Below are 14678 nucleotides of genomic sequence, written 5' to 3'. Positions count from 1 at the left end.
GCGGTGACGGTGGTCGTCGCCGTAGTGGGCGCGGTGGTGGTGTTCGGCGTGAACGCGGAATCCGGCGGCTCGGACTCCGCCGGTGACGCGATGACCTGGGACGACACCCTGTACCCACAGGAGATTCCGTCGATCTATCGCGAGCTCACCACCGACGATGTCCTCGAGTCCGTGATCGGCCGGCCGAAGCCGGCATGGACGACGCCGATCACCGGCGGCAGGCCCGACGTCGTCGGCGGCGACGACAAGATCATCACTCTGCGGAGCGGCACGTTCCTGATCGGTCTCGACGCGACCACCGGTGCGGCGAGCTGGCCGTCGGTCGACCTGGGCGAGTCACCGATGTCCTGCGCGGTCCACGGCAACCGGATCGGCTGCGTCGCGCCGCCGGGTCGCGGAGCCGACTCGTCGGTCTTCATCCTGGACAGCGGGAGTGGCGCGCTGCTGAAGACGATCAAGGTGCCCAACCAGAACCTGCGGAGGATCGTCGTCGCGGGCGACCGCCTCGTCGTGGCGACCGAGTTCGGCGACGGCGACGGGTCGGGCTTCGCCGCCGGCTACACCACCGAAGGTGACGAGGTGTGGACGCACGAGGGCTCCGAGGACCTGTATGTGGTGCCCGGCCAGCACATTCTCGTCGACGGTTCGTACTCGGGCGACGAGGTCGCCTTCCACGACACCGACGACGGCGAGAAGGTGCTGGAGGCCGGCCGCGTAAGGGACGAGCGGGACCTCACCTGGAACGTCTTTCGCGGCGGCATCGCCGTCCAGAACGAGGACTGGACCGGCGCCGACATCTATGACCTGGATGGGAAGAAGGTCTCGTCGGTGGCGGGCTGGGAGCCTGCCGGGTACCAGAACGTGTACGCGCCAGGGTCCACCCTGCCCGTGTTCACGCGCATCAAGGAGAACCACTACCGCGACAACCTCACCATGGCGGTGGCGAACCCGGAGACCGGGCACCTGCTGTGGCGGGTCGAAGGTCCGGAACTGACGGCGCAGATGGTCACCGTGAACGACAAGCTGATCGTGAAGATCGCCGATCCCGACGCGTCCACCGGGCCAGGCGGGACCCCCGAGCCGACCGGCAAGGAGTTCGTCCGCGTCCATGACGTCTACTCCGGTGAGGCGCTGTCACCGCCGATCGACATGACAAGGGACGTCGCGGTCGAGACCGCCTGGCTCAAGTCCGACGGTGCCCACGTCGTCTACAACTACATCGAGAGGAACGGCGGCCACACCGAGGTCGCCTACGCCATCTCGACGGGGGAGAAGTCATGGGAGATCCCGATGGCGGGCCGCTCCGGGTATCCGGGAGGTGCCATCGTCGCCGCGACCGCCGAGGACGCTGTCAGCCTCTATCGGTGATGGCCTCGTCACTTCACGCGCTCAGGAAAGGCGACCATGACGAAGAACACCTTCCCGGCCGTCGGCCAGTGCATACCCGTGGCGGCCTCCGCGCGAGCCGTGTTCGCCGACCTGCGGAGCTGGACCGCCACCCATCTGCCCGACCACGAGGATCTACCGCTGTTCGGTGCCGCCTTCGGCGTGTCGGTGGTGGGTCCGTGGGCCACGGCGGACCAGCTGCGGTTGCCTGCGCGCATGATCGCGTGGGCCTACGCCTTCGACGATCACCTCGAACAGAAGGTCACCGACCGCGAGGAACTCGACGAGCTCGTCGACCGCTGCCTCGCCGTGGTCCACACCGGACAACCCGACACCGCCACCCCGTTGCTGAGCAGCCTGTCTTCCTGGCAACACGAGCTAGCGCGACTCCCCGCCTATCCGCCGCTGGCGTCGCTGTGGAAGGAGAAGTTCGCCGCCTGCATGCGCGGTCACCGCTACGACTGGGCCGCCGGATGGGCACGTGAGCGAGGATCCGAGCACGGGGCGGGCCTCGCCATGGACGTCGCGGAGTACCTCGACCACGCCGACAGCATCTCCCTCTGGCTCGTCAATCTGCCCCGCTGGGTCGCCTATGGCGATGACGAGATCCCGGCACACCTGGACGTACTCGTCCCCGCCGTGGACGACCTTTCCGTCGCCGTCCGGCTGGCCAACGACCTCGCCACCATCGACCGCGAGCGCGACGAACCCGGCCAGAACAACATCCTGATGTACGACGGTGTCGCCAAGGACTGGGTGCGCACCCAGCTCGCCACCCGGTTGACCTCGATCCGTCGACGCCTGAGTCCACTCGTCGCCGAGGACTACCTGCCTGCCGTCGGGATCATCCGGTTGTCGGAGTGGTCGATGGGCATCTACAACGGCACCGATCTGCGTGACATGACGGCTGACTGACGTTCTCGCGGTACTGGGCATCACGCTGAGTCACACCCTTGCGCTGGCGTGATTCGAGTTCACGACCGTGTGCTCGAAAGCGGCACAGGTGCTCACCAGGGGTTAGCTGCCCCCTCTTCGGCAGGACCGTCCGACATGCGACCCCGCGAGGTATGGGGCAGTCTGATGCCCTTGCGGGGATCACCGGAGACTGAGGAGACTATCGTGGGATACGACGGTGAGACGCTCGCCTACACCGGCCCGATCGGACTGACCATCCTCGGCGTGCATGTTGGTCTGAGCTGGGTGCTCGTCGTCGGCATCGCCCTGGTCCTGGTCGGCGCTCTGCTGTACCGCTACGCCGCCCGCAGGAAACACCGCCGTGCGGCGTAGTGCCCCGACCAACCTGTTGGCGATGCTCTTCTGTGCCATGGCCGTGCTGGCCGCGACGGCCTGGACGATCATCTACCACTTCACCTGGCGCGGGCCCGCCCTGAGCATGATCTTCGCCTTCTATCTGGTGGCGACCACCATCATGCTCTTCACGCTGACGGCCGCCTTCAAGGGCCGGCGCTTCACCTCGCTGCCGCCCGCGCCGGGGAACGTCGTCGTGATCGTGCCTTCCTACAACGAGCCACCCGAACGGCTGGAGTGCACCGTACGCGCACTGATCGAGCAGTCCCGCCCACCTGACGCCATTCATGTGGTGGACGACGGTTCCTCGGTACCAGTGGTGCCCTTCGACCACCCCAAGGTGACGTGGCACCGGCAGGACAACCAGGGCAAGCGGTACGCACAGGCCAACGTCCTGCGCCGGCTGGCCGAGGAGGACGTCGACTTCATCGTCACCGTGGACTCCGACTCGAGACTGGACCGGGACGCGGTGGAGCATCTCCTGCGCGCGATGTCCGACCCGAGGATCCAGGCCGCCACCGGCCTGATGATGGTGCACAACCGCACCGCGAAGCTGGTGACCAGGGTGATCGATCTGGAGATCGTGACCTGGGGCCTGGTGACCCGCATGGCACGCTCGATTCTGGGCGTGGTCGCACCCACTTCCGGCGTCATGGCCATCTACCGCAAGGACCTGGTCTACGACAATCTCGACGACTACGTCACGTCCGGCACCGTCGGCGACGACCGCAGACTCACCCACTACGCCCTGCAACGCGGCCAGGTGGTCGCCGTGAACGAAGCCAGGGTCCACACCGCCATGCCAGAACACGTCGGCGAGCTGTTCCGGCAACGAACCCGCTGGTTCAAGTCCTACTGGCGATACACTCCCTGGGAACTGGAGCACTTCTCCGTCGTGCCACTGCTGTTCCGGCTGTACGCCCTGGTGCTCGCCGTCATCGCCCCCATCACCTACCTCTGGATCCTGGTGTTCCTCCCGGAACAGGGCCCGCTGGTGCTGTTGCAGTGCTTCGGCTACTGGGTGATCATCACCTGGGCGCAGACGGGGATCTACGCGGTGATGCGTCCGGAACTCGACCTCAGAACGCGCCTGACCGCATGGCTCTTCCTGACCCCGCTGGTCTCGCTGATGAACCTGCTGATCATCAAGCCGGCCCTGTACTGGGCCGTCATCAAGGCCAGGGACCTCACGTGGCAAACCCGGCGAACCGTCTCGTGACCTGCGCCGTCAACGAGGAGCGGAGGCGCTCACCAACAGCGTGCCCACATTGACCGGGTCCGGTGCGGGCAGCACGCGTGCGGAGACATCGACGTAACCATGATTCCTGACTGTCCCTTGACGAGTTACGTTTATCAAGCAATTGCTTCAAATTGAACTTCGTTACTTCGAAACGAAAGGGTCAACGCTTCAGTCTCAACAGAAAACTCAGATCCAGAATTCGCGCTCTCCGCATATTCGATAGCGTGAAAAACGTTGCGATCTTCTGAAAATCCCGCTTCTTTCGAAGTCAACTCAAGACCTTGGACTCTGTGAAAAGTCAGCGTGAAGCGTTCCGCCGGGGAGCCTTCGGTCTTTGTGAAGCGAAGGCCGACCGTTAGCCCACTCTTGCCGGGTGAGACCGTGACTTCTCGGAAGTCGTAGTCATTGTGCATGTCCACGGTGCCAAGGGCGGTGTCCAGGCACTCGATGATCTCGCTCGCCGGTCTCCAGGCTCGCATTCCTTCGAATTCAGTGGCCATCACGATATCCCTTGTCTGTCGATCCACTACTTGCGCAGTCTCGCACGAGATAACGCTTCGTAACGAACCGTCTCCCGACAGAGACTATCCACTAGAAGCTGGACGTCCTGGAGGGCTGCATGAAGATCGACCTGTTCAACGAGATCCAGAACCCTCGGCCCTGGTCGGAGGGCCACGAGCAGCAGCGGTTCCGGACGGCCATCGAGCAGGCCAAGCTCGCCGACGAGCTCGGTTACGGCTGCTGGTGGCAGGTCGAGCACCACGGTGCGGGGGAGTTCAGCCTGTCCTCGGCGCCGGAGCTGATGTTGACGGCGATTTCCCAGCACACCAGCCGGATCCGGCTGGGCCACTCCGCGGTGCTGGCGCCGGCCCGGTTCAACCACCCGGTGCGGGTCGCCGAGCGGGCCGCGACGCTGGACCATCTCAGCGGCGGCCGCGTCGAGCTGGGCCTGACCAGGTCGACCATCCCGGAGTGGCGGTTGTTCGGCATCGACCCCGAGGCCGCTCGCTCGCAGACCCAGCAGGCGTTCGAGATGATCCCGAAGATGTGGACCTCGGACCGGTTCTCCTACTCCGGCCCGGACTTCCAGATCGACGACGTGCCGATTCTGCCCAAGCCGCTGCAGAAGCCGCACCCGCCGCTGTGGCAGGCGGCCGCCAGTCCCGGCTCGTTCGCCGACGCGGGCAGGCGCGGTGTCGGCGTGCTCGGCACCACCATCTGGGAGTCGGCCGAGCGCGTCGAGCGGATGATCAAGCTCTACCGGGCCGCGGCAGAGCAGTGCACCGAGCCGGTCGGGTCGTTCGTGAACAACCAGGTCGCCTACTTCACCTTCGTGCACTGCGCGGAGACCGACGAGCAGGCCATGCGCAACGGCGCGGCCGCGGCGGCGGCCTGGTACACGGTCACCGCGCTCAACTTCTTCGAGGCGGCAACGGAGTTCAGCCGCGGCGTCGCCGAGCAGCAGCGGCTGATGGCAGACCAGGCCAAGGACAACCTGGCCGGCCAGTTCTTCCGCGACGAGGTCGCGGCGACCGAGGGCCCGACCGACGGGCAGGTACTCATCGGCAGGGTCGTCTCGGGTGAGGAGGTCTCCGACGAGGAGATCTTCGAGGTCCTCAGCGCGCAGGACTCACTGATCGTCGGCAGCCCGGACACCTGCCGCAGGAAACTGCGGAAATACGCCGACCTCGGCATCGACCGGCTCATGTGCCTCCAGCAGATCGGCAGCATCGGCGACGAGGAGGTCATGACCAGCATCCGCCTCATCGGCGAACTGATCACCGAGTTCGACCACTGACACTCAGCCATGGGACGACGCGGCGCTCGGCAATACACTGGGCCCTTCGTCGGTGTTCCGGGTTGGGGGTCGTGGTGATCGGTCGGGAGATTCCGGTTCGGGTCGGGGATGTCGAGGTGCTGGTCGAGACGACCCCGTTGGCGGGGTCGGAGCCGACCTCCCGGGTGGACGCGGCCGTCGACCGGGTCGGGGAGGCGTTCATCCGGGCGCAGAACGCCATCGTGGAGATCGCCACGTCGACCGTGGAGATCATCCAGAAGACCACCGCGCGGGCCGCTCGTCCCGACCAGCTGGAGGTCGAGTTCGGCCTCAAGTTCTCCGCCAAGGGCGACGTGATCGTCGCGGGCGCGGCTGGCGAGGCGACACTGCGGGTGAAGATCGTCTACGAACGTGACCTCAGCGAGGACCCGGGCGGGTCGTGACCGGCTTTCTGGGCCGGGTGCTCGGCGCCGAGGGCGGTCCGGTGGGTACCTGTTTCCAGGTCGCACCCGGCGTTCTCGTCACGGCGGCGCACGTCCTGGAAGACCTGGGCGCCGAGGACCCGGGGGCCGCGGTCCGGGTCGACCCGCTCGCGGGTGGTGATCCCTTCGACGCGCACGTGATCGCCATGCACTCGCGATACGACCTCGCGGTGCTGCGCGGCAGCCGCGAACTCGCCACCACGATCCCTCGGCTGGCCGCGACCGGCACCGTGCCGATCGGCGCCGAGGTGACTCTGACCGCGGCGGGCCACCTCGACGACGCCAACTACACCTACCGCATCGTGACGGCGACCGGGGTGTGGAAGGGCGCGGCGGTGCGGGACGGGACGGAGCTGGGCCGGTTCACCTCCCATGACGTGCTGCCCGGCATGAGCGGCGCGCCGGTGTGCCTCGCGTCGGACGGGTCCGTCGTCGGCGTGCAGTCCGGCCGGTACAACAGCCGGGACGGCTGGTTCGCGCACTCGGTGTGGGTGGGCAGGACGGAGGTCCTCGCCGAACTGTTGCGCCGTGTGGCCCCGGTGTCGTTGCTGGACGTGAGCCCGCCCTCGGTGCTCTGGCGGGAACGGCGCGCGACCTACCTGGCCGCGGTCACGCGGTCGGCCCGCGAGCGGCGCGACTCGTTCCTGGTCGGCAACTGCGGCCCGCCGCTCGTCCCGGCGTTCGTCCGGAAGCAGGACGACGGCACCTCGAAGACCACGCCGACCGCCCTTCCCGCGGCCGACCTCCTTTCCATGACCGGTGACTGCCTGCTGCTGGGCGGTCCGGGTGCCGGTAAGTCCCGGCTGCTGTGGTCGTGGGCGCTGGAGCTGACCGGCAGTGCGACGCGGCTCCCCGTGCTGGTCCAGGCGGGTGACCTGGCCACGGCCGTCGGTTCGCCGCTCGGTCCGGTACCCGCGCTCGACTCGCTCGTTGCCGCCGTCGGCGCGGCCCTCACCGCCACCGGCCGGGAAGGGCTGCCGTGGCTCGCGGAGTGGTTCAACGCCCCGCAGGCAGGCGAGGTCGAGTGGATCGTCCTGGTGGACGGCCTCGACGAGGTCCCCGACGAGCGGCTCCGCAATCGGGTGCGCGCGGCGCTCACCGCGCTGAGCGCGGACCCGGCGTGGCGGGGCCGCGTCATCGTGGCCTCCCGCCCGCCGCAGGCCGCCGACGGCGCCGTGTGGCAGGCCGCCCGCTACGAGCTGGTCCCGTTCGGTGCGTCCGAGCGAGCGCGGTTCGTCCACGGGTGGTTCCCAGAACTCGGTTTCGCCGACCCGGGCCACGCGGCCAGGGACTTCCTGGCGGAGCTCGACCAGCGCGGGTTGCACGACCTCGCCGGCATCCCGCTGATGCTGGTGGTCCTGGCGCAGTTGTTCACCTTTGGTCACGGCCAGACCCTGCCGGAGAGCCGGGTGGAGGCCTACGAGCAGATCGTCGACAAGGCACACCGGCAACGCGTGCGTGGCGGCGAGACCGACGAGATCCTCGCCTGGCACGACGAGCACCTCCCCGCCGCGGTCGAGGCGTTGCACGAGCGACTCGGTGGGGTGGACGGCCTGCTGTCGCTGCTGGCCTTCGCACGCTTTCGCGGTCACGCGGACTCGGCCGTGGACTGGATCGCCGACCAGACCAGGGATCTGCGCCGCACCACGCGGCTGTCACCGGACCACTGGCGAGTCGTGGTCCAGGAGGCGTTGCGCCGCAACAGCCTGCTCGTCGCGCAGGGCGGGGACTTCTACTTCGTGCACGCGACCCTGCACGAGTTCTTCTCGGCGCGGCACCTCGCACGTGACACGCGACTGAGCAGGGAACTGCTCTGGCTGGTCGCCTCCGACGTGACCCGGGCGTGCGACAACACGTTCATGGAGTGGGTCTTCGCGTTCTGGTCCGCGTGGCCGCCGTTCACGACGACCCTGCTGCGCTTGCCGAAGAAGCGCGACCCCTTGTCCGCCTACACGTTCCTGGCGGAGCTGGTCCGGCGGTGGGTCCGGATCGACCCCTCGGTGACCGAGGCCGCGAAGACCCACCTGCGCACCATGCTCGCGGCCGGATCACCACCGGACGACCCGCTCACGATCCCGTACCTGTCGGCCGCTCTGAGGGACCAGCGGGGGTTCGACGCCCTCGTGGCGATCGCCGGGGACCCGGCTTACGGGGTGGCGTCGGTGAACGCCGCGGCGAGGATGGTCGCCCTCCGCAAGCCAGGTGCCGCGGACCTGCTTGCCGACGCGACCGACGCGTTCGTCACCGCGCCGGAGCCGGTCCGGTTCACCGACGACGACGCGCGGACGCGCCGCGAGGCCGCGCAGAACCTCGCCCGCCACGAGCATCCCCGGGCACCGGGCATCCTCCGGCGACTGCTGGAGGACCCCCGCGCCGACGACGGCCGGACCCGTCGTTACGTGTGCGGGCTGCTCGGCGATCGTCCGAGCCCGCACCTCGCCGACGTGATGACCTACCTCTTCACGGCGGTGGCCACCTCCGACGAGCATGAGGCCCGCACCCGGGGCGACTGCGTGAAGGTGCTTCTCCGCATGACCGACCCCGGCAGCGCGGACCGGTTCGCGAGGCTCGCGGCGGCGGACACGATGCCGGGCAAGCAAAGGGCGAAGGCCGCCATCCGGCTGGCCGACCTCGGCGATCCCCGGGCCGGGGACCTCCTCGCCGCGCTCACCGACGAGCCCGACGACGAGACGCTGCAGGATGTCGCGTGGGCGCTGGTCAGGATCGGCGACCACCGGGCGATCCCGCCGCTGGTCGCGATCTCCGAGCGGACACCGGTCATCTGGCTGTGGTGGCGGCAGGTGAAGGCCGCGACGACCAACGGCGATCCCAGGACGGCCAACGTACTCCTCGCCGCGGCCGAGGCCCCGGGCATGTCCCGGTCGCACGGGAGCGAGATCCTGAGGTGGCTCACCCTCGTCGGTGATCAACCCGGTACCGAGGCCGCCGCGGCGGAACCCGGCATGGGCTGGCACCTGTTCAAGCTGGCCGACGCGCTGGCCCGGCGGCACGACCGCCGCTATGCGACCCTGCTCGCCCGCTGGGCGGACGAACTCGTCGATGAGGGGCCGACCTGGGACGACGACCGGCGTTGGGCGGCGCGTGTCCTGGCCGCGCCGGACCGGTTGCTCGGCGACGGGCTGCTCGCCGACTACGTCACCGCCCGGGACATCGACCCGCACCGCAGGATGCACGAACTCAACGACCTTCGCTACACCGACCACCCCCGCGCGGTCGACTGCCTGCTGGCCGTGCACCGCGAGTTCGAGGCGCGAGCCGATCTTGAAGGACACCACTCGCCACGACGCCACGTGGTGCACCTGCTGGCGGAAGCCGGAAATCTCGCGGTGGTGCCAGTGCTCGCCGAGTACGTCCGGAATCCCGACAGGTACCGCTCCGGCTGGCGGCCGCCGCTCGAGCTGCTGGTCGGGCTCGATGGCCAGGAGGTCGCCGACACGCTCGTGGAGCTCGCACCCCACGTCGAGAGCAAGGACCAGTGGCGGCTGGCGCACAAGTTGAGCGAGATGGAGGATCCGCGAGTTTGCGCCGTGCTCGCCGAGTGGGTGATCGCGGCGGCCGGGCACTGGCGCTTCTTCGACGGCGTGGACTGGCGGTTCCGGCGGCTCCGCGAGATCAACGACCGCCACCTCGTCACGGTGCACGAGCGCCTGATGGACTACGTCCTGACCGGCAGGTCCGACGTGACCCCCGGTTGGGCGATCGCCGACGTGGCCGGGGTCGGCGGCCCGCACGCAGCGGACGTACTCGCCCAATGGGCGGCGGACCCCCGGTTCCGCAGGACGGACCGGAACGAGGCGATCCGCGCGCTCGCCACCGTCGACCCCGCCCGCGCGGCCGAGCTTGGCCACGACACGACCACCAACGCCGCGCCGGAACGACCGCGGCCCACCTCCCAGCTGGCGGTCGTCTTCCAGCACTACAAACGCAACCGTGACCATGCACCGCACCGCCCACGTGCGAGACCTCGTTCCACGATCGGGTGAGATCGACGGGACGGGTAACCTGTTTGGCCACAAAGGACTATCGTTCGTGTTTGGGTCAGACGGACTGAGGTCGGGTCGCGGGCGGGCGACCCGAACTCACCCACATTCGTTGGCAGTGTGGGAGTCCTTGTCGAGGGGTGTACTGGTAGTACCTCCCTCGCGGGAAGAGCGCGATATAGGTTCGTTTGGTCGCTCCTGAACCCCGCATCCGACCAAGGAGCCCTATGTCTGTCCGACGTCTCGCCCTGTTGATGACAGCCGTCGTTCTCCTCGCGTCCGCCTGCGCGTCGGCGCGTGCCGAACCCGCCGCGCCGAAAGGTCTGGTGCCGGTGACGCTTGTGGTTCCGGAGGGGATGGGTGCCGCGCCGCTGGATGTGGTCAGGCAGGCGCTGGTGCCGAGAGGCTGGACCATCTCGGTGTTCGCGCGGGTCCCGTCGGCGCGGTTGGCCGCGTGGGCGCCGGATGGCACGTTGCTCGTCTCGGTGCCGGGGAACGGCACGGTGGTCCGGCTCGTCCCCGACGGGAACGGCACGGCGTCGGTTTCCGTGCTGCTGTCGGGGTTGCGTCAGCCGCACGGAATCGCGTTCGCAGGCTCGACGCTGTATGTCGCGCAGACCCACCGGGTGGACGCCTACACGTACGCGGACGGCGCGGCGATGGATCCGCGGCCGGTCGTCACGGGTTTGCCTGACGCGTCGACCCCGGAGTTGGGTGGCCGGTACGGGCACGTGTTGAAGAGTGTGGCCGTGGGGGAGGACGGGTCGGTGTACGTGTCCGTCGGGTCCACCGGCAACATCTCCGCCGAGGACCTCACGGCGACGCCACCCCAGGGCGTCGATCCTGCGGGTGCCTCCGGACGGTGGGGCGCCGGAGCCGTACGCCACGAACGTGCGTAACGGCACCGGACTGGCGATCGCCCCCGACGGCGCGGTGTGGACCGCGGTGAACAACCGGGACAACATCCAGTACCCGTTCGACCGGCCCTACGGCGACGCGCCTGGGTCGTCGCTGGGGCAGGTGATCCCCGAGTACGTGCGTGACCACCCGGTCGAGCCGCTCGCCAAGCTCACCCCCGGCCGGAACCTGGGCTGGCCGTACTGCAACCCCGATGCCGACGTCGACCCGGGTGTTCCCGGTAGCCGGCAGGACTTCTCGGACGTCCCCTTCATCAGGGATGTGCAGACCAACCCGGACGGGCAGTTGCTCGACTGCGCCACCGTCCCGCCGTTGGAACAGGCACTCCCCGGGCATTCCGCGCCGCTGGGCCTGTCGTTCGTCGACGGCGTGCTCCCGTGTGAGTACGCGCGGGGTGCGTTGGTGGGGGTGCATGGTTCGTGGAACGCGTCACCACCCAGGGCGCCGGAGGTGTCGTTCTTCCCGTGGCGCAACGGCAAACTGAAGGGCAGGCAGACCCTGGTGGGTGGTTTCCAGGCCGAGGACGGGTCCAGGTGGGGCCGCCCGGTGGCCGCGGTGGCCGGACCGGACCACGCCGTCTACATCACCGACGACTCGGCCGGCGCCGTCTACCGACTGGCTCCACCGACATAGGAGAACGCACTGATGTCCACCCTTCCGCAGGTGACGCTCAACAACGGCGTCGAGATGCCCGCCATCGGTCTCGGTGTCTTCCAGACCCCGCCGGAGGAGACCCGCGCCGCCGTCGCGGCGGCGTTGTCGACCGGCTACCGGCACATCGACACCGCCGCCGCGTACGGCAACGAGCGCGAGGTCGGCGAGGCCATCGCCAAGTCCGGGGTCGACCGTGCCGAGGTGTTCATCGAAACCAAGATCTGGATCAGCGACTACGGATACGACCAGACGCTGCACGGGTTCGAGAAGAGCGCGGGCAAGCTCGGCGTCGACCAGATCGACCTGTTGATCCTGCACCAGGCGCTGCCGTCGGAGTTCGCCAAGACCCTCGACGCCTACCGTGCGCTCGAAACGCTGCTGAACGACGGCAAGGTCCGCGCCATCGGCGTCAGCAACTTCATGGTCGATCACCTCACCGGGCTGCTCGACACGGCGACGGTGGTGCCCGCGGTGAACCAGATCGAGGTGCACCCGTACTTCGCCCAGCGTGAGGTGCAGGCGTTCGGCGCGCAGCACGGCATCCACGTCCAGGCGTGGTCCCCGATCGGCGGCATCACGTTCTACCGCGCCGGCGAGCACACCAGCACCCTGCGGGACCCGGTGATCGGTGAGATCGCGAAGGCGCACGGCAGGAGCCCGGCGCAGGTGATGCTGCGCTGGCACCTGCAGCAGGGCCGCTCGGTGATCCCGAAGTCCACCAAGCCGGCACGCATCGCCGAGAACTTCGACGTGTTCGACTTCGAGTTGACCGCCGAGCAACTCGACGCGATCGACGCCCTGGACACCGGCAAGCGCGGCGGCCCCGATCCCGCCGACATCACCCTCGAGACCTTCGGCCGCCCGATCCCCGAAGCCTGACACGTGCACCTGAGGTGACCACAGAGACCCGCGGCCGTGTGCTGGATGGCTATCGCAGCGCCTTCGCCGAACACCTGCCCGGCGACCAGACCACCGAGTACTGGCTGTACGTCGGAAGGATCCTGGACATGTTCGCCCTCAGCAGTCTGGCCACCCAGGAACACGCCATCGCCGACCACGCAGCGCGGACAATCCGCCGCTGGGTCACCGACGGAGTACCTGACTCACGCTCACACTGACCGCGCTAGCCGATTCGGCAGACCGGACCCACCCGCCACCCGCGACTGTGTCAAACGGGGCGATCTCAAAGGTAAGTGTGGACCCAAGGTCAAAGGTGTCGTCCGCGAGGAGTGTTACTTGTGGTCGGCCGATAGTGCGTCGAGGCGCGTCAGTACGGCTGTGGGAAGCTGTTCAGCATCCAGTCGGTATGGCCTCCATCGATCGTTAGTGTTGTCTTTCATGGACGCGCCGAAGCGGTAGCGTCCTTTGCTGTTTGGTTTTCCCAGCGTCTGGTCGTAGTCGATGCTTGGGACGAGCCAGGCTTTCATGACTGCTCCGCGCGTGATGTCGATGGCGACGAAGAGCAGATCAAATCCGGGCCGGGGGTTGAAGGTCTGTGATCGGACGAACGCGACGAATCCCTCTGACTGCACACGTTTGCTGTCGGACATGCGTGCTTTGACCTGCACGGCCAAGGTTGCGGTGGAGTTCCGGCGGTGGAAGACGAGGTCTACTCCTTCGTCGTCGACCAGCGAGGTTGAGACGTTCAGTTCGCCGCGGCTGGCGAGGATGCAGAACGCGGCTACGAGATGTTCGGCGGCCTTGCCCATGCGGCTGGCTTCAGCCGATTTCGTCGTGTAATCATCGTTCTCGGCACCAGGTTCCGCAGTGAGCGACATAGTCATGTGTTAGTCCTTTGTCGATGATCATTACCAGGCGGTCAGGGCGCTGTGGGGCCACTGATGAAGGACAAGAGTCAGGTTGGTGCCAGTCGATAGCGGCCGCGGTCGGTTCGTTCGAGATCGTCATAGGTGGTGCCGGCGTTGTCCGGGGCGTTGCGGCACAGGTGTGCGGTGATCATGGTGCGAATGGTGGATTCCGCGTAGCCGGTGCCCCTGCGGCTCATTTCGGCGATGATCTCGGCCGGGGCGAACGTGTCGCCGCCGGAGCGTGTGAGCACAGCGTGGATCGCGTCGAGAATCTCTCTGCGAGCACCGGCTCTGGCCATACCGGCGGCTGCGGGGATCGAGGAGAGTTGGAGGGTGTCGTCACCTGCGGGCGCCAGCGGGTCGACCTGATATACGGCGAGCCTGAGGCCGCCGTCGACGGGGAACTGGGCGAGCCGGTGCGCGGTCACCTGGTGCGCGGCCGACTGTGGGCCGATGATGCCGGTGGCTGTGCTCGGCAGTGCGGTGATCGCGGCGGGACGCAGGATCACAGTGTCCACATCCAAGTCCACCCCGTGCCGGCTCGCGACTCCAGCCATGTACCTCCGCAGATGAGCGGACTCGACATAGATGAACACGCGATCCACAGCACCCGGGTAGGTCGCCAGCCGGTAGAAGTCCTTCAGCACCTCGCCCAAGGTCATCGTCCATGCCGCGTTGGCCGGGTTCGGTTCCCTCGGGTACTTCAACTCGATCAACGCGACCGGCCGATCACCCCACACCGCGAGATCGACCCTCGCACCCTTCAACGCCGGATGCGGCACCTCCACCCGCAACCACGCAGCCTTCACCCCCGCCGCGACTAATGCCCGCGCCGCGCAGAAGCGGACCGCGTCCTCGGTGAGCAACGCACCGAAACCACCGTCCCGATGCCCCCGCACCTCGGCCACGACCGCCGCCCACACCTCCCGCGACAACCAGGGCGGCAACCCCGACCCAGGGCTGACCGCGTCCGCTCGCTCTCGCCATGACGTCATGACACCTACGTCGATGACGACCCGTCGGCCGTAACACGGTCGGCCGGAACGACATCGTCCGTGGGGCCTACCGGACGCGTTGCGGTATTCAAGCGGTGCCGATCTCCCT

General features: G+C 68.0%; 14 protein-coding genes. 11 read left to right on the top strand and 3 right to left on the bottom strand.

The genetic code is table 11. The features are described from left to right. From WBA97_RS25400 to WBA97_RS25385, 4 genes are all read left to right on the top strand, one after another. The coding region (locus tag WBA97_RS25400) for a PQQ-binding-like beta-propeller repeat protein (RefSeq protein WP_424233431.1) at positions 1–1368 on the top strand (1368 nt) is incomplete at its 5' end. A 36-nt stretch (positions 1369–1404) separates the two neighbouring features. After that, positions 1405–2301 carry a terpene synthase family protein gene (locus tag WBA97_RS25395; protein WP_424233430.1) on the top strand — a complete coding sequence of 299 codons (897 nt, stop codon included), beginning with the start codon at positions 1405–1407 and terminating at the stop codon, positions 2299–2301. A gap of 204 nt (positions 2302–2505) precedes the next feature. After that, the gene (locus tag WBA97_RS25390) at positions 2506–2673 is read left to right on the top strand and encodes a hypothetical protein (protein WP_424233429.1); all 168 of its coding nucleotides are present in this window, start codon (positions 2506–2508) and stop codon (positions 2671–2673) included. A gap of 22 nt (positions 2674–2695) precedes the next feature. Then, positions 2696–3913 carry a glycosyltransferase family 2 protein gene (locus tag WBA97_RS25385; RefSeq protein WP_424233428.1) on the top strand — a complete coding sequence of 406 codons (1218 nt, stop codon included), beginning with the start codon at positions 2696–2698 and terminating at the stop codon, positions 3911–3913. A 134-nt stretch (positions 3914–4047) separates the two neighbouring features. Here the strand turns inward: WBA97_RS25385 and WBA97_RS25380 are convergent, their stop codons facing one another. Further along, positions 4048–4434, bottom strand: a complete 387-nt coding sequence (locus WBA97_RS25380; protein ID WP_424233427.1) for a hypothetical protein — start codon at positions 4432–4434, stop codon at positions 4048–4050. 119 nt (positions 4435–4553) lie between these two features. On the opposite strand from WBA97_RS25380, the gene WBA97_RS25375 reads away from it, so the two are divergent. The 7 genes from WBA97_RS25375 to WBA97_RS25345 all read left to right on the top strand — a co-directional run bounded on the left by WBA97_RS25375 (position 4554) and on the right by WBA97_RS25345 (position 12884). Beyond that, entirely contained in the window at positions 4554–5732 is a 1179-nt protein-coding gene (locus tag WBA97_RS25375; protein ID WP_424233426.1) for an LLM class flavin-dependent oxidoreductase, read from the top strand. A 71-nt stretch (positions 5733–5803) separates the two neighbouring features. Further along, positions 5804–6154 (top strand): CU044_2847 family protein, encoded by a 351-nt coding sequence (locus WBA97_RS25370; protein WP_424233425.1) that lies wholly within the window; start codon positions 5804–5806, stop codon positions 6152–6154. Beyond that, positions 6151–10197 (top strand): trypsin-like peptidase domain-containing protein, encoded by a 4047-nt coding sequence (locus WBA97_RS25365; RefSeq protein WP_424233424.1) that lies wholly within the window; start codon positions 6151–6153, stop codon positions 10195–10197. Before WBA97_RS25370 ends, WBA97_RS25365 begins: the two co-directional genes overlap by 4 nt. 224 nt (positions 10198–10421) lie before the next feature. Continuing rightward, entirely contained in the window at positions 10422–11093 is a 672-nt protein-coding gene (locus tag WBA97_RS25360; RefSeq protein WP_424233423.1) for a hypothetical protein, read from the top strand. After that, a complete protein-coding gene (locus tag WBA97_RS25355; protein WP_424233422.1) occupies positions 11086–11745 on the top strand; it encodes a hypothetical protein in 660 nt (219 codons plus the stop codon). Before WBA97_RS25360 ends, WBA97_RS25355 begins: the two co-directional genes overlap by 8 nt. A gap of 12 nt (positions 11746–11757) precedes the next feature. Continuing rightward, entirely contained in the window at positions 11758–12645 is an 888-nt protein-coding gene (locus tag WBA97_RS25350; RefSeq protein WP_424233421.1) for an aldo/keto reductase, read from the top strand. 14 nt (positions 12646–12659) lie between these two features. Further along, positions 12660–12884 (top strand): hypothetical protein, encoded by a 225-nt coding sequence (locus tag WBA97_RS25345; RefSeq protein ID WP_424233420.1) that lies wholly within the window; start codon positions 12660–12662, stop codon positions 12882–12884. Positions 12885–12998: 114 nt separating this feature from the next. Here WBA97_RS25345 and WBA97_RS25340 read toward each other — a convergent pair whose 3' ends face one another. Both WBA97_RS25340 and WBA97_RS25335 read right to left on the bottom strand, forming a co-directional pair. Beyond that, positions 12999–13550: a hypothetical protein gene (locus WBA97_RS25340; RefSeq protein WP_424233419.1), complete on the bottom strand. Its 552-nt coding sequence runs from the start codon at positions 13548–13550 to the stop codon at positions 12999–13001. Positions 13551–13621: 71 nt separating this feature from the next. Then, complete coding sequence (locus WBA97_RS25335) at positions 13622–14569, bottom strand: DUF7669 domain-containing protein (RefSeq protein WP_424233418.1); 948 nt, start codon at positions 14567–14569, stop codon at positions 13622–13624. Positions 14570–14678 lie beyond the last annotated feature (109 nt).

This window comes from Actinophytocola sp. (assembly GCF_049647105.1).
In the GTDB taxonomy this organism is placed as follows: domain Bacteria; phylum Actinomycetota; class Actinomycetes; order Mycobacteriales; family Pseudonocardiaceae; genus Actinophytocola.
This window is presented reverse-complemented; position numbering and strand designations above follow the sequence as displayed.

What these genes read in the sequence shown, in the direction of transcription:
- WBA97_RS25385 (WP_424233428.1), top strand. Translation starts at nt 2,696, where the DNA reads ATGCTCTTCTGTGCCATGGCCGTGCTGGCCGCGACGGCCTGGACGATC.
- WBA97_RS25340 (WP_424233419.1), bottom strand. Translation starts at nt 13,550, where the DNA reads ATGACTATGTCGCTCACTGCGGAACCTGGTGCCGAGAACGATGATTAC.
- WBA97_RS25380 (WP_424233427.1), bottom strand. Translation starts at nt 4,434, where the DNA reads ATGGCCACTGAATTCGAAGGAATGCGAGCCTGGAGACCGGCGAGCGAG.
- WBA97_RS25350 (WP_424233421.1), top strand. Translation starts at nt 11,758, where the DNA reads ATGTCCACCCTTCCGCAGGTGACGCTCAACAACGGCGTCGAGATGCCC.
- WBA97_RS25375 (WP_424233426.1), top strand. Translation starts at nt 4,554, where the DNA reads ATGAAGATCGACCTGTTCAACGAGATCCAGAACCCTCGGCCCTGGTCG.
- WBA97_RS25360 (WP_424233423.1), top strand. Translation starts at nt 10,422, where the DNA reads ATGTCTGTCCGACGTCTCGCCCTGTTGATGACAGCCGTCGTTCTCCTC.
- WBA97_RS25395 (WP_424233430.1), top strand. Translation starts at nt 1,405, where the DNA reads ATGACGAAGAACACCTTCCCGGCCGTCGGCCAGTGCATACCCGTGGCG.
- WBA97_RS25335 (WP_424233418.1), bottom strand. Translation starts at nt 14,569, where the DNA reads ATGACGTCATGGCGAGAGCGAGCGGACGCGGTCAGCCCTGGGTCGGGG.